Annotated in this window: 10 protein-coding genes; 3 read left to right on the forward strand and 7 right to left on the reverse strand. The window is 67.1% G+C overall.

Annotation, left to right across the window (positions count from 1 at the left end):
• The first annotated feature begins 149 nt into the window (after positions 1-149).
• Positions 150-2,585 (forward strand): prolyl oligopeptidase family serine peptidase, encoded by a 2,436-nt coding sequence (locus ABDV78_RS01445; protein WP_343525389.1) that lies wholly within the window; start codon positions 150-152, stop codon positions 2,583-2,585.
• Positions 2,586-2,612: 27 nt separating this feature from the next.
• On the opposite strand, the gene ABDV78_RS01450 is transcribed toward ABDV78_RS01445, so the two are convergent.
• Positions 2,613-4,199: a glycoside hydrolase family 43 protein gene (locus tag ABDV78_RS01450; protein ID WP_343525390.1), complete on the reverse strand. Its 1,587-nt coding sequence runs from the start codon at positions 4,197-4,199 to the stop codon at positions 2,613-2,615.
• Positions 4,196-5,437, reverse strand: a complete 1,242-nt coding sequence (locus ABDV78_RS01455; protein ID WP_343525391.1) for an MFS transporter — start codon at positions 5,435-5,437, stop codon at positions 4,196-4,198. Before ABDV78_RS01455 ends, ABDV78_RS01450 begins: the two co-directional genes overlap by 4 nt.
• A gap of 143 nt (positions 5,438-5,580) precedes the next feature.
• Here ABDV78_RS01455 and ABDV78_RS01460 point away from each other — a divergent pair, with 143 nt between their 5' ends.
• Positions 5,581-6,615, forward strand: a complete 1,035-nt coding sequence (locus ABDV78_RS01460; protein ID WP_343525392.1) for a LacI family DNA-binding transcriptional regulator — start codon at positions 5,581-5,583, stop codon at positions 6,613-6,615.
• Between the two features lie 60 nt (positions 6,616-6,675).
• Here ABDV78_RS01460 and ABDV78_RS01465 read toward each other — a convergent pair whose 3' ends face one another.
• The 5 genes from ABDV78_RS01465 to ABDV78_RS01485 form a co-directional block, all read right to left on the reverse strand.
• Positions 6,676-7,647, reverse strand: a complete 972-nt coding sequence (locus ABDV78_RS01465; RefSeq protein ID WP_343525393.1) for a glycoside hydrolase family 43 protein — start codon at positions 7,645-7,647, stop codon at positions 6,676-6,678.
• Between the two features lie 29 nt (positions 7,648-7,676).
• Positions 7,677-10,682: a TonB-dependent receptor gene (locus tag ABDV78_RS01470; RefSeq protein WP_343525394.1), complete on the reverse strand. Its 3,006-nt coding sequence runs from the start codon at positions 10,680-10,682 to the stop codon at positions 7,677-7,679.
• Positions 10,683-10,882: 200 nt separating this feature from the next.
• Complete coding sequence (locus ABDV78_RS01475; protein WP_343525395.1) at positions 10,883-11,407, reverse strand: GNAT family N-acetyltransferase; 525 nt, start codon at positions 11,405-11,407, stop codon at positions 10,883-10,885.
• Complete coding sequence (locus ABDV78_RS01480; RefSeq protein ID WP_343525396.1) at positions 11,404-11,973, reverse strand: 4'-phosphopantetheinyl transferase superfamily protein; 570 nt, start codon at positions 11,971-11,973, stop codon at positions 11,404-11,406. Before ABDV78_RS01480 ends, ABDV78_RS01475 begins: the two co-directional genes overlap by 4 nt.
• Complete coding sequence (locus ABDV78_RS01485; RefSeq protein WP_343525397.1) at positions 11,970-15,989, reverse strand: Pls/PosA family non-ribosomal peptide synthetase; 4,020 nt, start codon at positions 15,987-15,989, stop codon at positions 11,970-11,972. Before ABDV78_RS01485 ends, ABDV78_RS01480 begins: the two co-directional genes overlap by 4 nt.
• Before the next feature lie 353 nt (positions 15,990-16,342).
• On the opposite strand from ABDV78_RS01485, the gene ABDV78_RS01490 reads away from it, so the two are divergent.
• Positions 16,343-18,784: a TonB-dependent receptor gene (locus ABDV78_RS01490; RefSeq protein ID WP_343525398.1), complete on the forward strand. Its 2,442-nt coding sequence runs from the start codon at positions 16,343-16,345 to the stop codon at positions 18,782-18,784.
• Positions 18,785-18,843 lie beyond the last annotated feature (59 nt).

An 18,843-nucleotide genomic window follows, 5' to 3' on the forward strand; every position in this document is an offset into this window, starting at 1 on the left:
GAAAAGAGAAGGACAAGGGACGGGGCGCTGTCCCTGTCCTTCAGTATCGGGGCCCAGTCACCGCCCAAGCCCTCCCGTCCGCAACGGGGCTTGCCCGCCCCCCTTTCAGCCGACATCATGTCATCGATTTCATTCGAAAAACGGGGAAGATGATGGTTCGGATCACGTTATGCTTGGCGGCGCTGCTGGCATCGAGCGCAGCCTGGGCGGCCGAACCGACGACGACCTATCATCGTGCGCCCGACGCCATCGCGCGCATCCTGGAAACCCCGCCTACCCCGGCCGTCGCGGTCAGTCCCGATCACAGGACGCTGGCCATTCTGGGGCGCGAGAATCTGCCCCTGATCGCCAATCTCTCCAAGCCGATCCTGCGGTTGGCAGGCTATCGCATCGATCCGGCCACCAACGGCCCGGCCGAGGTCCGGGTGCAGTGGTTGAACGCCCTGTCGTTCAAGGACGTCGCGAGCGGACGCATCGTGGCCGTTCCCCTGCCCGCGGGCACCCGCTTCTCCACGCCCGACTGGTCGCCCGATGGCAGCCGGATGGCCTTTGTCGCGCAGGAGCCGAACGGGCTGGCGCTGTGGATCGCCGATCGTTCGGGTCAGGCGCGCCGCCTGGTGGGCGGGCTGAACGCCGCCTTCGGTCGCGCTTATGCGTGGATGCCCGATGGTCGTTCCCTGGTGGTACGGCTGGTTCCCACCGATCGCGGCGCGGCGCCAAGTACCGACCCGACGCCGACCGGCCCGGTCGTGCAGGAAAGCAACGGCCGCCGATCGGCCGCGCGCACCTATGAGGATCTGCTGAAGAACGCGAATGACGAGGCGCTGTTCGACTATTATTTCACCAGTGTCCTGGGGGTGGTCGATGTCGCGGACGGCGCGATCCATGCCCTGAAACCCAAGGCCTTGTGGCGCAGCTTCAGCGTCTCGCCCGATGGCCAGTTCATCCTGACCGAACGGCTCAAACGCCCATATAGCTATCTACTGCCCGCCCCTTTCTTTCCCACCGAGATCGCGGTCGAACAGATACGCGGCGGCCATCAGGGCCGGGTGCTGGTCGACCGCCCGCTGGCCGACGAACTGCCGGTCGATTTCGATGCGGTGGTCAAGGGCCCGCGCGAGGCGGAATGGCGCAGCGACGCCCCCGCCACCCTGGTCTGGGCCGAGGCGCTGGACGGCGGCGATCCCAAGGCGGACGTGCCGAATCACGACCGGCTGATGATGCAGGCCGCGCCCTTCACTGCAGAACCGGTCGAACTGGCCCGAACGGTCAAGCGCTATGCCGGCACCATGTGGGGCGATGACGGCTTCGCCCTGGTCGTCGATCGCGAGTGGAAGACGCGGTCCGAACGCCGCTATGCCGTCGCGCCCGCCCGACCGGGCCATGCGCGACTGCTCGCGACCCGCAACTATCAGGACCAATATGGCGACCCCGGCCTCCCCCTCACCGAGGAGAATGCCGCGGGCAAGCCGGTGATGCGCTTCACCCCCGATCACAAGGCCGTCTTCGTCACCGGCGAGGGCGCGACCAAGGCGGGAGCCTTCCCCTTCCTGGCGCTGATGCCGATCGCGGGTGGCGAGCAGACCCGGCTGTGGACCGCCAAGGCCCCCTATTATGAAGAGGTCGTTTCGCTGCTCGACGACAAGGGCGCGCGGATACTGACCCGACGGGAAAGCGCCAAGCTCGCCCCCAATTACATGATCCGCAGCGTCAGGGGCGGCACGGCCAGGGCGATCACCGACTTCGCCGACCCCGCGCCGGTCTTCGCCAATGTGACGCAGCGGACGATCACCTACAACCGCGCCGACGGCCTGCCGCTGTCGGGTACGCTCTATCTGCCCGCCGGATATGACGCGAAGCGTGACGGGCCGCTGCCGACCCTCCTCTGGGCCTATCCGTCCGAATATACCGATGCCAAGGTGGCCGGGCAGACGGTGGACCAAGGCAATCGCTTCGTCCGACCGCGCGGGATCAGCCACCTGTTCCTGCTGACCCAGGGCTATGCGGTGCTCGACGATCCGGCGATGCCGATCATCGGCGAGAACGGCGCCGAGCCCAACGACACCTATGTCAAACAATTGCAGGCGGATGCGCAGGCGGCGGTCGATGCGGTCGTCAAGCTGGGCGTCGCCGATCGGAACCGGATCGCCGTGGGCGGCCACAGCTACGGCGCGTTCATGACCGCCAATCTGCTGGCGCACACCAACCTGTTCCGCGCCGGGATCGCGCGGTCGGGAGCCTATAATCGCACGCTTACCCCCTTCGGCTTCCAGGCGGAACAGCGCACCTATTGGCAGGCGACGCTGACCTATACCGAGATGTCGCCCTTCACCTATGCCGACCGGATCAAGTCGCCGATCCTGCTGATCCACGGCGCGGCGGACGACAATTCGGGTACCTTCCCGATCCAGTCGGAGCGGATGTACGCCGCGCTGAAGGGCAATGGCGCGACGGTCCGCTATGTCGTCCTGCCCAACGAGCCGCATGGCTATCGCGCGCTGGAATCGACCGGTGAAACCCTGTGGCAGATGACCGATTGGCTTGACCGCTATGTAAAGCCGGTGCGCGATCCGCAGCCGCAATAGGCGCCGCCGGGGGTGTCGCCGTCCCCGTCAGTCGCAGGACGGCTCGACATAGTGGAACCAGGCGAAATCGGCGGGCCGCCCGGTGCCCGCCATGTCCTGGCACGCCATGCCGACGAAGCTGCCGGTGAAATTGGGCAGGCCGGGCAAGGTCGCTTCGTCGGAGAGCAGGCTGGCGTCGAACGTCTCGGGCAGCCACTGCCAGTCCACCGCACCGCCGGCTCGGAAGGCGAAGCGCAGGCGTTCGTGATCGACCTCGGCACGCAGTTCGACCGGGCCTTCGGGCACGGCCACCGGCGGGGTGAGCAGGCTCCGTCCCTCGCCGATCGGCAGGACTGACAGGACCTGGATCACCCGCGCGCCCGCATCGTCGGCGGTCAGGTGCAGGAAGACATATTTGGTGCTGTTGTAATAACAGACCAGCCCCGCCGCCTGCTGGAAATGCGCGGGCGCGAAGTCGATCCGCGTGCGCGCGTCATAGCGGAACGCGGTCTGGCGGCGCGCGACCAGCGCCTGGGTGAAATGGCTGCCGATGGTCTCGCGCCCGTAAAGCCGCAAATGGCCCGGCCGCTCGGTCAGGCTGAAGATATGCTCGGGATAGGGCGTGCGCAGCCATTGGAAGGCGGCGGGCAGTTCGGGGCCGTCGAACGTGTCGCGTGCCACCACCGGCGTCGCCCCCTCCGCCACCGGCGGCTCCTCGGCACAGCGCAACCACCCGTCCTCGCCCCAGACCATGCGCCGGATCGCCGTCTCGCGGCCCAGCACGCAGCGATCGCTTGTCGGCAGCGGGCGACCGCAAAGATAGGCCATCCAGGTTTCGCCCCCGGGCGTGTCGACCAGGTCGCCATGCCCGGTCCGCTGGAGCGGCGCCTGTGGCGTGTCGCGCGCGGTCAGGACCGGCCCATCGGGATGGGTTTCGTAAGGACCGAACAGCGCGCGCGACCGTGCCATGACCACGGCATGACCGCGCTCGGTCCCGCCCTCGGCGACGAGCAGATGATACCAGCCGTCGCGCTTGTAGAGATGCGGCCCCTCGGTGAAGCCGAGCGACGTCCCCTCGAAGATGACCCGCCGCTCGCCCAGCAGACGGCCGCTGGCCAGGTCCATCTCCTGCACGACGATCCCTGCGAAACGCCGCCGGTCGGGGCGGTGGTCCCACAGCATGTTGAGCAGCCAGCTCCGCCCGTCATCGTCATGGAACAGCGCGGGGTCGAAACCGCTGCTGTTCAGATACACCGCGTCCGACCAGTCGCCGTCGATCCGCTCGGCCGATACCCAGTAATTGTGGAAATCGCGCAGCGACGCGCCCTTGGCCCCGTCGACGGTGGTGCGGCCATAGCGCTTCACATCGGTAAAGATCAGGTGGAACCGCCCTTGCGCGTAGCTCAGGTCGGGGGCCCACACGCCGCAACTGTCGGGATCGCCGCGCATGTCGAGCTGCCCTGCGCGCGACAGCGGCCGCGCGACCAGGGTCCAGTTCACCAGGTCGCGGCTATGATGGATCTGGACGCCGGGAAACCATTCGAAGGTTGAGGTGGCGATGTAGTAATCCTCGCCAACCCGGACGATCGACGGATCGGGATTGAAGCCGCGCAATATGGGATTGATCGGGGTCATGCGGGTTTGCGCACCAGGGTCCAGAGGAGAACCGCACCGGCCAGATCGAGAAGGCCGAGCAGGATGAAGAAGGGCTGATAACCGACCTGATCGACCAGCGAGCCGAGGGTCAGGGTGAAGAGCAGCACGCCCAGATTGGCCGCCGTCCCCGACACGCCGGTCGCGGTCGCCACCTGATCCTGCGGGAACAGGTCCGAACACAGGGTGATGACGGTGACCGACAGCGTCTGATGCGCGAACCCGCCCAGGCAGAGGAGCGCGACGGCCGCGACCGGGCTGTTGACGCTGCCGACGAACATCATGCCCGTCATCAGCACCGCGCCCAGCGTGAAGGCGCCACGCCGCGCATCGATCAGGTTGACGCCCCGCCGCTGGAGAAAGGCGACGACGGCGGGGCCGAACAGGCATCCCATATCGGCGGCCAGAAAGGGCAGCCAGGCGAACAGCGCGATCTGGGTCAGGTCGAAATGCCGCGCCTGGACGAGGTAGAGCGGCATCCACAGCGACAACATGCCCCAGACCGGATCGGCCAGGAAACGCGCGGCGGCGATCGCCCAGAGGTTGCGACGGCGCAGCAACGCGCCCAGCGGCGGGCGGCGGCGGTGCCGGGCAAGCGCGGCCTCCTGCCCCTCGACGATCAGGGTGCGTTCGCGCGTCGACAGCGCCCGGTGGCGCAGCGGCGGCGCATACCAGAACAGCCAGGCGACGACCCATAACAGGCCCAGCCCGCCCGCCACGAAGAAGGCCGCGCGCCAGCTATGATGGAACACCGCCCAGGCGACGAGCGGCGGCGCGAAGACCGCGCCGAACGACGCCCCGATCTGATAGAGACCGCCCGCCAGCCCGCGCTCGCGCGCCGGGAACCATTCGGCGACGACCTTCATGCCCGCCGGTTGCGCCGACCCCTCGACCAGCCCCAATGCGCCGCGAAGTCCGGCGAACCCCAGCCAGCCATTGGCGAAGCCATGCCCGATGGTGATGCAGGACCAGACCGCGACGAACAGGGTGAACCCGATCTTCAGGCCGATCAGGTCAAGCAGATAGCCCGCCACCGGCTGGAACATGATGCCGAACTGAAAGGCGCCGGTGATCCAGCTATATTGCTGGGCCGAGATATGCTGCTCGGTCATGATCGCGGGGGCCGCGACGCCCAGGATGCTGCGCGTCAGATAGTTGATGACCATCGCCGCCACGAACAGCGCGATGATCGTCCATCGGATATAGGGAAATCGCGTCACGCCGCCCCTTTCGATAGCATCAGGATTTTCGCCGACAAGGCCGGTGGCCCGCTTTCGCGGCATTGACCTTTTCCACCGGGACAAGGCACGGCTGTCCGCAACAAAAGCGGCCCCATGGCCGGCGAGGACAGGATGTTGGGCCTTTGACGCGTTCCCGGAACCGCCCGCGTGGCGTGACGATCATCGATGTGGCCAAGACGGCGGGCGTTTCGCCGATGACGGTATCGCGGGTGATCAACGGCGATCCCGGGGTGCGCGACGAGGTGCGCGCGCATGTCCGCCAGGTGATCGGCGAGTTGAACTACACACCCAACATGATGGCGCGCAGCCTGGTGACCTCGCGCGAGATTCGCATCGGCGTGATCTATTCCAACCCCAGCGCGGCCTTCATGAGCGAGTTGCTGGTCGGCGTGTTCGAGGAAGCCTCGACCCGCGCGGCGCAGTTGTTCCTGCTGAAGGGCGAGAATGGCAGGCCGCCGACCCGCGCCGCGATCGACGGACTGATCGCGCAGCGGATCGCGGGCGTGCTGCTTGCGCCGCCGCTGGGCGAATCGGCGGTGGTGCGCGAGATATTGCGCGAGGCCGGGCTGCCGGTCGCGGTGGTCGGCGGCGCTGCCCCCGATGCGGTATGCGTCGGCATCGACAATGCCCGCGCCGCCTATGACATGACCCGTCATCTGATCGGACTGGGTCACAAGCGGATCGGCTTCGTACTGGGCAATCCCGACCAGTCGGCCAGCCAGGCGCGACTGTCGGGTTTCCGCGCGGCGATCGAGGAGGAAGGCGGCCTCGACACCCAGGTCGTGCAGGGCGATTACAGCTATGCCTCGGGCCTGGTCGCGGGCGAAGCCCTGCTGGACAGCGACACGCCGCCGACCGCGATCTTCGCCAGCAACGACGACATGGCCGCCGCGATCGTCTCGGTCGCGCATCGGCGGCATCTGGACGTGCCGGGCGACCTGACCGTAGCGGGCTTCGACGACAGCACCGCCGCGACGACCCTCTGGCCGCCGCTGACCACCGTTCACCAGCCCGTCCGCGCGCTGGCGGAGGCCGCGCTCCAGATGCTGATCCAGGAGATTCGCGGGGGCGTTCCCAAGGTCACGGGCTGCCCGCGCGTCACGCTGCTGGAGCATCATCTGGTCGAACGCGACTCCACCGCGCCGCCGCGTTCCTGAGGCCGATCGGCATTCGCCCCGGCGCGGGCCGGGATGGCGTGATGGGTCCGGCGTCACCGCTTACCGCGCCGGGGCCGTGACGCCGGCCGAGGTCTGGACCACCGGCTTCATCGTCCCGTCAGCGTTGTAGTAAAGTCGCTCGACCGTCACCGCGCGCCGCCCGATCGAACCGCTCTGGTCGCCGATCGCCAGCGTGGCGTTGTGCAGGAACAGATAGGACTTGCCCTTGAACTCGGCGATGCCGGGATGGATGGTGAAGCTGTACTTGCCTGAACCAGTCAGCAACCCGCGATAGGTCCATGGCCCCTTTAGCGAGGGCGCGGTGGCATAGGACACATGCTCGTCCCGCTGCGTCGTCCGGTCGAGCGAGGCATAGGTCAGGTAATAGAGCTTGCCCCGCTTGTGCAGCCACGGCCCCTCCTCGAAATGCGGCGGCGTGATCTCGGTGATCGGGCCGTCGATCTCGATCATGTTGGGCTTTAGCTTGGCTATATAGCATTGCCGGTTGCCCCAGGCGATCCAGGTGGTGCCGTCATCGTCGGTCAGCACGGTCGGGTCGATATCCTCCCAGCTATGCGTGCCCTTGGGCGTCATCTCATTGGTGATCAGCGCGGCGCCCTTGGCATCGACGAAGGGCCCCGTCGGCTTGTCCGAGACGGCGACCGCGATCGCCTTGCCGGGATGGCTGTCGTCATGCTCGACGGCGGCGTAGAACCAGTATCTGCCGTGCCTGTAGATCGTCTGGCTGGCCCAGGCGTCCTTCTTGGCCCATTTGAAGTCCTTGACGTTCATGATGGGCCCGTGCGGCGTCCACTGCCGCATGTCGGTGGTGGAATAGACGAGCCATTCCTTCATGTTGAACATCTCGTCCCGCTGCGCCTCGTCATGCCCGACATAGAGGTAGAGACGGTTCCCCACGACCAGCGGCGCCGGGTCCGCAGTGAAGCGGTCGCGGATGATCGGGTTGCTCCCCGGCCGATCGGTGGACAGGGCCGCCCCCGGCGCGGCCAGCAGCAGCAGGGAGGCGATCATCCGCACTATCGTCATGGTCCCCGCGCCCATCAGAAGTTGAAGCGCACGCCCGCGCGGTACACGCGGCCCAGCACGTCATAGAGCGCCGGGTTCACGAAATAGGGCGAAGGGGCCGGATCGCGGTTGAACACATTGTCGACCTTGAAATAGGCGGTGACCGCCTTGGTCACATTATAGGTGCCGCCGATATCGAAATAGAAGGCACCGGGAATGAAATTGCGGTCGATCGTCGGTCGGTTCGCGGTCGAGGCGGGGCAGCCGGTGGTGCACTCGACATATTGGTTGCCCAGCTTGCCGTCGCTGAACCAGCGTTCCTGGAGCAGCAGCGACCAGTCGTCGGTGGCATAGGTCTGCACCGCCAGCCACTTCCACTTGGGCGTATTGCCGATGTTCACGCCTGCCGTGTCGTTGGGGATCGTGTTCGGCAGGCCGGTATCGGTGATGAAGCGCCGGATATTGGTCGCCAGCGCGCGCAGGGTCAGGCTGCCCGGCAGGCCCAGCGGATTGCGCCAGCGATAGCTCGCCTCGATATCGAAGCCGTCGGTCAGGATCGAGGCCAGGTTGAACGACTGGACGTTGATGTAATTCGGGCCGTTGGAATTGTTCAGGTTGAAGACGCCGCACGTCTCCGGCGCGATGTTGAGATAGCACAGATTGACGATATCCTGTGCGCCCAGGCTGGAGATGACGTCGGTGATCTTGATCTTGTAATAGTCAACCGACAGGCTGAGCCCCGGTATCGCCTGCGAATTGGAGAAGGCGATGCCCAGCGTGGTGTTGCGCGCGATTTCGGGCTTCAGATTGACGTTGCCGATCGTGTTCTGAAGCGCCAGCACGGTGACGTTGCGGAACGGATCGAAAAAGCCCGGCAGCGTCGTGGTCACGGGGGCGGCGAACAATTCCGACAGATTGGGCGCGCGCACGTCGCGCGAGGTCACGCCGCGGATGCGCAGGCCGTCCACCGGCAGGTCCCAGGTGCCACCGATCTTCCACGCCCAGACGGTGCCCGAGGTGCTGTAATCGGTGACGCGCACCGCGCCGTTGATATTGGCCCGGCCGCCCGCATCGGAGTTGATGATCGGCAGGTCGGCCTCGAGGAAAGCCTCCTTCACGCTATAGGCGCCGCCGCCATTCTTGTAATTGCCCGCATACCAGTTGTTGCCGTCGGCCAGCAGCACCGGGTCGGCGGGATAGGCGGCGTTGGCGGGCGTGTTGGCGAAGCCCGCGCCATAAGGATCGGCGCGCACGCGGTAGAATTCGTGGCGGAACTCGCCGCCGAACGCGATCGACACCGGCCCGGCCCAGGACGAGAAGGGCGAGCCCGAGAAATTGAGGCTGATCACGTCCTGCGTCTGCCGGGTCCGCTGATAGGGGCCATATTCCGGCATGATATAGCGAAGCGCCGCCGCCGAGGGATTGCCGCCGAAGATGTTGAGCGGCTGGCATCCATTGGCGCGCGCGGTCGCATCGGCGCAGACGATCGCGCCGTTCAGCGTGGTCGCATTGATCGCCTGGTTGAAGCGCCGCGACAGCATGATGTTGCTGACATCGACATCGGTATAGTTGGTCCCGTGCTCGAAATAGATGTCGTAGGACCAGTCGGAGCCCGCGACCGCTTCCCGTCCCTTGGCCCCCGCCACGAAGCGGAACTGGCGGCGATCGGTATAGACCTGGCTGTTGCCCAGCGCGGCATTGCTGGTGCCATATTGGAAATTGGTGATTCCCGCCGTGGCGCAGGCGGCCTGGACCAGCGCGGGGACATAAGGGTTGGCGCACTGGATGGTCAGGTTGGGGCGGTTCTGGCCGCCGACCGGCTGGTTGTTGGTCTTCACCTGGCCGATATTGATCGTGCCATAGATCTCGCCATTGGGTGCGAAGTCATAGCCGATACGACCATAGCTGTTCACCCGCTGGATCTTCGATTGCAGCGATCGGCCCGCATCGACATTGCCAGACAGGTCGCCGCCCTGACAGAATCCGGGCAGACAGCCCCGGACGTTACCGGCCGCGTCGCGCGCGGGCACACCGTTCGAGCCGTACTGGAACTGGAACGGGTTGCCCGACTGGTCGAAGGCGATGCCCTGAAGCGGACCCGCCGTGATCAGGCCATACTTGGTGTAGTTGTAGGACTGGGCATAGTCGCGGAACAGATATTGCGGCGACCCGTCGTTCAGGACGTTGCGATTGATCAGCGTCGACTGGCGGAACCAGTCGCGCCCGCCCGCCAGCCCGATGCCGAAATCGCCGCCGCCGACGCCATCCTCATGCGCATATTCGGTGCTGGCGATGACGTGCACCGTGTCGTTCAGCAGGCTGGTGCCGCCCGCGAGCTGGATCAACACCTGCTCGTCGTCGCCATAGGTGGTGACGCCACCCTGGATATTGCCCTTGATCCCCTTGAACCGGGTATCGGTGATGAAGTTGACGACGCCCCCGACCGCGTCCGAACCATAGGAGGCGGACGCGCCGCCATTGACCACATCGACCCGCTTGATGAGAAGCTGGGGGAACAGGCTGATGTCCGGCACGCCGGTCACGTTCGCGCCGACAACCCGCTGGCCGTCGAGCAGGGTCAGGGTACGGATCGCACCGACACCACGCAGCGAGAAGGAACTCAGCCCCTGCTGGCCGCTCGACGTGCTGAAGGTGTTGGTTGCGGTGCCGGTCGATCCCTGGAGCGAAGGAAGCTGCGCGACCGTGGTGAACACATTGGGCTGCGCATTGGCGGCGATCTGCTCCTCGCCGATCACGGTCGTCGGCGTCGGCGCGGTGAAACCGCCGGTGGTGATGCGCGACCCGGTGACGATGATGTCCCGCGTGGTCGCGCCGCCATCGTCCTCGGTGCCGGGCGGGAGGCTGCCCTGCCCCTCGACGGGCGTGGCCTGACCGGGTTCGACGGGGGTCTGAGCGGGGGCCGGTGTCGTCTGCGCCCAGGCTGGCGTGGAGGCGAGACAGATGGCGAGCACGGCCAGACTGGCCGCCGCGATACTGTCCTGGCGCGGACGCCGGGCGCGCAATCCCAAGGTCTTCATCATCCTCTCCCTCCACTCGTTCCGTATGACTGGTAACGTTACCAGAACCCCTCTCTCCTTTCGATGGGGATGTCAATAGTCGGAGTGAAAACCGCGCCACCTGCGGCCGCGCATCGCCATCGGATGAGCGCGATTCCTGCCGCCATGTTGTTTAAATGGCACGCTTTCTGAAACCGGGTAGGCGGTGGCGGGGCGGTCGTCCGCTAGGGACCGCGTCGGATCGCGGCCAGCGCCTGATCACGGCGGGCGACAAGTTCGTCCGTCGAAACGCGCGCCAGATCGAAGCGCAATTCGTGCATCGTCATGCCGGACCGATAGCCCTCGGGCCAGATGGCGGTTTCCTCGAACCCCCAACGGCGGAAAAAGGGGGCGACCATCGGCGACGTGTCGACCGTGACATACCGGGTCGCGGGCCGCGCGGCCCGCGCGACGTGCAACAAGCGCTCGTGCAGCAGCAACCGTCCCAGCCCGCGCCCATGCCAGGCCCGCGCCGCCATGCCCCAATAGAGCAGCGCCTTGTTGTAATGATCCCAGACCTCATAGCCGCCGAACGCCACCGGAACCGCATCGGCCGTCACGACAAAGGCCGGGCCATCGGGTGCGTCCAGCGTCTCCTCCAGCCATTCGCGATCCCCCGCCCCGAAATAATCGGGCAGATTGCCGTCGAAGATCGCCAGCACGCCCGCCCGGTCGGTGGGTTCATAGGGGCGTATCGCGATCTCCGTCATGGCCCGGTCCTTCCCAGCGCGATCGTCTCGATCGCATCGCCGCAATCCTCGCTCCAGCAGTCGGAAACACCCTCGAAACAGGCGGTGGCGCGGACCGCGTCGATCAGTTGCGTCTCGATCGCCTCGGGCGCGATCCGGCGCGGTTCACCGATCCGCTTGGCGTGCGCCTCCTTGATCGTCCATAGCCGGGTCCAGCCGCGCGACCACGCCGCCGCCGGGATCGCGCGCAGGGCCCGCGCCTCCGCCGGGGTCAGCATGTCCCAGAGCGGTGCCTCGCCATCCAAGCATTCGCGGTCCACCCCGATCGGCTGCCGCGCCGCGCCGATCAGCACCTGGCCGCCCCGCGCCGACAGGCTGATGAACCAGCCCGGCGGATACGCGACGCGCGGCTGCCCCGCCGGGCTCCGATGGAGTTGCACCGCACCGGCCGGCTGGCGGGAGAGATACGCGACCAGCGCAGCGGCCGCGCGGTGCCGCGCGCCGTCATCCGGCACCCGCCAGGCGACCGCGCGCGCGCCGTCCCAGTCCAGCGCGTCCAGCGCCCCCCGATGCCGGATCGGGCTCACCCGCCGGTCACGATCCGGGCCGGGCTCCCTTCCCAATTGGTGCCGTCGGGCAGCGTCTCGCCCTTCATCACCACCGACAGGTCGCCCAGTTGCGCGTCGGCCCCCACTTCCGCATCATACAGCACGATGGCGAGCGAACCGATCGTCGCGCGGTCGCCGACCTTGATCGCGCCGACTTTCATCACCCGGTCCTCGAACAAATGGGTCTGGAGCCCGGCATAGTCGTTCAGCGCCACATCGTCGCCGATGGTCACCAGATCATGCTCGGTCAGGTCGGTGGTGTCGATATAGCAGCGCTTGCCGACCTTCGCCCCCATCAGCCGGAGGTAGAGGCCGATCCACGGCGTCCCCCGCAGCGGTTCGAGCAGGTTGCTGACCGCGAGATTCTCGTAGGTCGCGGTGACCAGCTCGGTCCGCCAGACGAAGGGGCTCCACAAGGGGGCGGTCGTCACCTTGTATCGCCCGACCACCAGCCATTTCAGCGCCAGCACGAACGCCCCGCAGGCGAGGCAGAAGCCGAGATAGAGGAAGGGGAACGCCGTGACGATGACCAGACCGCCGCGTTCCAGATCATCCAGATCGCCGACCACCGACAGAAGCGCGCTGAAGAAGACCAGGAAGGCGGTCAGCGACAGGGTGGTGCGGATCGCCTCGATCGACAGGCGGGTGGCGATCAGCCCGCGCGACGGGTTGAAGCGCGCGCCCTCGTCGAACATCGTCGCGACCTGCCGCACGGGCAGCTTGATCGCGGGCGATCCGAACCAGGTGCTGCCCGCCTCGGTCGCCAGCGCGGGGTCTTCGGGCGGCTTGGACAGGACGCCGATCAGCACCTCGTCGCCGATCTGCGCGCCGGTGGGCAGCAGCGCGGAATTGCCGATGAAGCTGCGACGGCCGATCCGGGTATGCGCCAGTTCGATCGTGCCGTGCCCGATCTTGGCCGCGCCGAAGATCACCGAGTCCGCGATGAAGCTCTCCGGCCCGATCTCGACCAGGTCGGGGACGATGGCGCTGGCGGTCGAAATCTCGGCGCGCCGCCCGACCTTGACGCCCAGCGCCCGGTACCAGGGGATCACGTACAGCGTCGCGAAGATGGGATGCAGCAGCCGCAACGCCAGGTCGTTGATCTGCCGGACCATCCAGTACCGGACGTAGAAGCCGCTATCCAGGTCATGGACGCCGGGCGCGACGCGCCCCAGCAGCAGCCGCTTGGCGAGCACCGTCAGCACGCACATCATCACGATATAGGTCGCGGCGAGCAGCGGCGAGACGAGCATATAGCCATAGCCGGTGGTCGCCCAATCCATTTCTATCAACGCGATCAGGCCCGGCGCGATCGGCAATATGGCGATGATCGGCAGCAGCAGCGCACCGACCAGCAGGCCGATCGCGGTGCCCCTGCCCCTCGGCGTGCGGACCACGCCCGGCTCGACCATGCGGTCGAAGGCGGCGGGCGATCCGGTCCAGCGCTGGCGCGCGGGAATCACCGTCTCGGCCGGAAGCGCGGACATGTCGTCCAGGATCGCATCCTCCTCCAGCCGTGCACCGCGCCCGACCACTGCCTGCGACCCGACAAAGGACCGCGCGCCCAGGCTGACCGTGCCCAGCCGCAGCAGCCCGCGCTCGACCGAACTGGTCGCCAGCACCGCCTGATCGCTGACGATCGCATCGTCGCCGCAGGTGAAGAGGTCGGCGGTGTCGATCACCCCGCTGCCGATATAGGCGCGGTCCCCGATCTTCGCGCCGAGCATCCGGTAATAGCCCCGGATCATCGGCGTCCCCGCCAGATAGGGGGTGGCCGTCACCGCGATGATCCGGCGGACCAGCCACCAGCGGAAATAATAGCCGCCCCAGAGCGGATAGTCGCCCGCCCGGAACCGCCCGACGATCAGCCATTTGGCCGCGATCGACACGAACATCGACGCGACCGGTACGATGGTGAAGAACAGGGCGCTGAGGATCAGCGCGTCGATCCGGTTCATCCGCCCCGCCAGATGGGTATAGGCGATATAGGGAAAGAACCACTGAAGCCCGGCAATGGTATAGATGGGCAGCAACGCGACCGTCTGCGCCGCGACGCACAGCCAGCGCTTCCAGGCCGCGACACGATGAAAGCTTTCCTCGGTCGCGACCGCGACCGGCGCGCTCCCCCCGATACGCAACGCCAGCGCGCGGATGGTCGGCGCGGCGTACAGATCCTCCAGCGACAGACCCGCCAGCCCCGGCACCTTGCGCGCCGCCGAGACGAGCCGCGCGGCCTTCAGCGAGTGGCCGCCCAGATCCTCGAACAGGTCGTCGGTCACCGATACCGGTTGCGGCGCGAACGCCTCGGCCCAGATGCGGTGGAGCTGCTCCTCCATCGGCGTGGATGGTGGCGCGATCATGCGGCCGGTGTCGACGGTCATCTCGGGCTTGACCAGCGCCTTGCGATCCACCTTGCCCGAGGCGGGCAGCGTCGGCAGCGCCGCGAGCATCTGATAGGCGGCGGGGCGCATGTAATTGGGCAGGCGTTCGGTGACGCGCGCCTTGATCGCGGGGATGTCGACCGTCTCGCCGGTTCGCGCGACGAGGAAGGCCGCCAGGAATTCCGCGCCATCGGCATCATTGAACAGATGGACGACCACCTGCGCGACACCGGGCGCCTCGCCGATCACCGCCTCGATCTCGGCCAGTTCGACACGGAAGCCGCGAATCTTGACCTGGGTGTCGATGCGGCCGACGAAATCGATGTCCCCGGCCGCATCCAGCCGGACGAGATCGCCCGAGCGATAGATGCGCTCCGGTCCGCCCGACACGGTGTCGAACGGGGTCATGGTGAATTTCTCGGCCGTCAGGTCGGGGCGGTTGACATAGCCGACGCCGACGCCGGGACCGCCGATGACCAGTTCCCCCTCCTGCCCCGCCTCGACCGGCTGCAACTCCTCATCGACGATCCAGGCGGTGTAACCGGGCAGCGGCTTGCCGATGGTGATGCGCTTGCCCGGCTGCACCTCGGTCCAGGTCGCGGTCACCGAGGTTTCGGTCGGGCCATAGGTGTTGAGCAGGCGCAGGCCCGGTCGCGCCAGCCGACGCGGCAGATCGGCCGGGCACGCCTCGCCCCCCATGTTGATCAGGCGGAGCGTCGGCACCGGATGCTCGACCAGCGCGATCAGCGAAGGGACGACATGCCAGACGGTCGCCTTCTCCGCTGCCAGCGCGATCGCGACATCGGGGCCGCTGCTCGCCAGCGCCTCGGTCGCGACGAGCAGCCTGGCGCCGACGAAGAAGGCGCTCCACATCGTCTCGACCGACATGTCGAAGGCGAGGCTGAATCCGCCGAACACGATGTCGGTCGGCTCCAGCGCCAGGATCGCGCTTTCGGATCGAACCAGGTGGCAGGCATTGGCATGGGTGATCATCACCCCCTTGGGCCGCCCGGTCGTGCCCGAGGTATAGATGATATAGGCCAGATCCTGCGGGTCCGCCCCCGTCACCTCACGGCCCAGCGGCGCGGCGGGCTCGGCGGCCAGATCGCCCAGTTCGGCATCCAGGCACAGGGTCCGCCCCGGAATCTCCTCCGCCCGCGCTGCTGTGGTGATGGTCAGCGCCGCGCCGCTATCCTCGATGATGTAGGCGATGCGGTCCTGCGGATAGCCCCAGTCGACCGGCACATAGGCCGCGCCCGAACGCAGCACGCCCAGGATCGCCATATACTGGTCCAGCCCGCGCGGCAGGCACAGCACCACCCGGTCGCCCTTGCCCACGCCCAGCGCGCGCAGCCGGTGGGCCAGCGACAGGCTTCGCCGGGCGAGCATGTCATAGGTCCATTCGGTGGCCCGACCATGTTCCTCGTCCGCGCCGATCAGCCGCAGTGCAGGGGTCCAGCCACGCACGAGACAGGTCGCGTCGAACAGCTCGTGCAGCAATTCGTCACGAGCATAGGGGCGACCGGGGCGCAGCGCGGGGGCAGGTGCGATCGAGGCGTGGATGCTCAGGCCGGACGGGTCTTCGTCGCGGGGCGGCATCGTATCTACTGGCATCGACGAACTTTCTGACGCGAACAAGGAAAGGAACAGGCTAAACTGCGCTGGATGAACGCCCGCGACAATCGCCGATCCACCAGGGGATAGTAAAGCCGGATACCGCCCTTCGCGACCAGGACCGAGACGGCAAAAGGCGATTTCTGTTAGCCCCGCGATCATCGGCAAGCCGTAGGAGAACCACGACGAACCGGGAAACCCGCTGACAAAAGAAGCGCCAATGCTATCATCAGACGATAGAATTTGTCCCTATCAATCCGATAGAAATTCTTTGGCCGCCCCCCGACCGCTCCGGCGGTAAGAGCGTCGTCCCGCCGCCCGGCAGAGCGGGGAAAGAACAAGGATCTCAGGGAATGACACAGGGTCGCACCATCGCGCTTTTCGGAGCCTCGCTGCTGACGCTTGCCGCCACGCACGCCGCCGCGCAGACCACCACCCCGCCAGCCGGCCAGACCGAGGATCAGGCCGCGCAGACGGCGCCGACCGCCGGGGCCGCGACGACGCGGGACGAAGGCGATGAGATCATCGTCACCGGCACCCGCGCCGAAGGCCGCACCCGGCTGGACAGCGTATCGCCGGTCGATGTGCTGAGCGGCGCGAGCCTCCAGCGGCAGGGCACCACCGAACTCGCCGCCGCGCTGGCGACGGTCGCCCCCTCGATCGACTTTCCGCGCCCCTCGGCCAATGACGCGACCGACGCGATCCGCCCGGCGACGCTGCGCGGCCTGTCCCCCGACCAGACGCTGGTGCTGATCAACGGGATTCGCGGCCACACCTCCGCCAATCTCAACACCAATGGCACGGTCGGGCGCGGATCGGCGGCGGTCGACCTCAACACCGTACCCACGGTCGCCCTCGACCGGATCGAGGTGCTGCGCGACGGCGCGTCGGCGCAATATGGGTCGGACGCGATCGCGGGCGTCGTCAACCTGCGCCTGCGCGAGGCGCGGTCGGGCGGCGGCGCCTCCGTCACCTACGGATTCTACGACACCCAGGTCGATACCGCCGCCAACAGCCGCCACGTCACCGGCGAGCCCGTCGTCACCGCCTCGGCCTGGCAGGGTATCGGCTTCGGCAGCGACGGCTTCATCACCGTGTCGGGCGAATATACCAAGCGCCAGCCGACCAACCGCGCCGATATCGACCGCCGCGTCACCCCCAACCGCATCACCGGCCGCTATGGCGATCCCGAGGTCGAACAGTTCACCGGCTTCGTCAATGCGGGCACTTCGCTGACCGACACGATCAGCCTTTATGCCTTTGGCGGCTATCAGGACCGCGACACCCGCAGCGCCGCCTTCCCCCGCAACGCCAGCACGGCAACGGCGCTGGCGGGCTATCCGAACGGCTTCCTGCCGCTCATCAACACCAAGACCAAGGATATCAATTCGGCCATCGGCCTGCGCGGCGATGTGGGCGGGTTCAACCTCGACCTGTCATTCAGCTATGGGCGCAACACCGTCGATTTCCGCACGCTGAACTCGGCCAATTACGCCTATGGCGCGGCGACGCCGAAGAACTTCTATGACGGCCAGGTCGCCTATGACCAATATGTCGCCGGGTTGGACGTGACGCGCAAGTTCGACGTGTTCCAGTCGCTGAACGTCGCCTTCGGGATCGAAGGACGTCGGGAAGGCTACAAGATCTCGCCGGGCGAGCAGGCCTCCTATGGTTATCCAGCCAGCGGCGCAGTGGCGGGCGGTTCACCCGGCGCGCAAGGGTTCGGCGGGTTCAGCCCGGCCAATGCCGTCAAGCGCGGGCGGCGCAGCGGCAGCATCTATCTGGATGTCGAGGCACAGCTCACCGACAAGCTGCTGCTCGGGATTGCGGGACGCGGCGAGGATTATTCGGATTTCGGCACGACCGCGACCGGCAAGATCTCGGCCCGCTATGACCTGACCGACTGGTTCGCGCTGCGCGGCACCGCTTCGACCGGCTTCCGCGCGCCCTCGCTGCAACAGCAACATTTCACCCAGATCGCCTCGGTCGTGACCAACGGCGTGCCGATCCTGACCGGCACCTTTCCCTCGGTCAGCGCGGTCGGCACCACGCTCGGCGGCCTGCCGCTAGAGCCGGAAAAGTCCACCAACCTGTCGGTCGGCGCCGTCGTCCGCGCGGGCGGCTTCGACCTGACCGTCGACGCCTATCGCATCCATATCCGCGACCAGATCGGCCTGTCGGAAAATATCCAGGGGGCGAACAACGCACAGGTCGCCGCACTGCTCGCGCCCTATAACGTGTCGGCGGCGCGCTTCTTCATCAACGGGCTGGCCAGCACCGCCAAGGGCATCGACGTGGTCGCCCACTATCGCGCGCGCACCCAGAGCGCGGGGGCGTTCGACTTCACCCTGGCGGGCAATCTCAACACCATCGAGGTGACGCGCGTGCCCACCTCGACCGCCACCCTCAACCCCGCCCCGACCCTGTTCGCGCGCAGCCGCATCCTGACCCTGGAGCAAGGAACGCCGGGCGAGAAGGTGACGGGAACGATCGACTGGTCGCTGGACAGCCTGGGCGCGCTCGCCCGCGTCACCTATTACGGCAACGTCAACCAGCCGGGTACGACGCCCGCCGCCGACGTGCTCACCGGCGACCGCGCGATCACCGACCTGGAACTGCGCTATACGACCCCCAAGGGTGCGCAGATCGGACTGGGCGTCAGCAACCTGTTCGACGTCTATCCGCGCGCCACGCCGATCGCGAACAATTCGACCGGCGTTTTGGGCTTCCCCTATTTCTCGCCCTTCGGGTTCAACGGGCGCTATCTGTACGTCCGCGCAGGTCTGAACTGGTAAACGGAGGGCGGGGCGGGCGCGATGCCGCGCCTGCCCCCCTGCCGATCGCGCGACACCCG

The sequence above is a fragment of the Sphingomonas sp. genome, from assembly GCF_039594485.1.
Taxonomy (GTDB): domain Bacteria; phylum Pseudomonadota; class Alphaproteobacteria; order Sphingomonadales; family Sphingomonadaceae; genus Sphingomonas.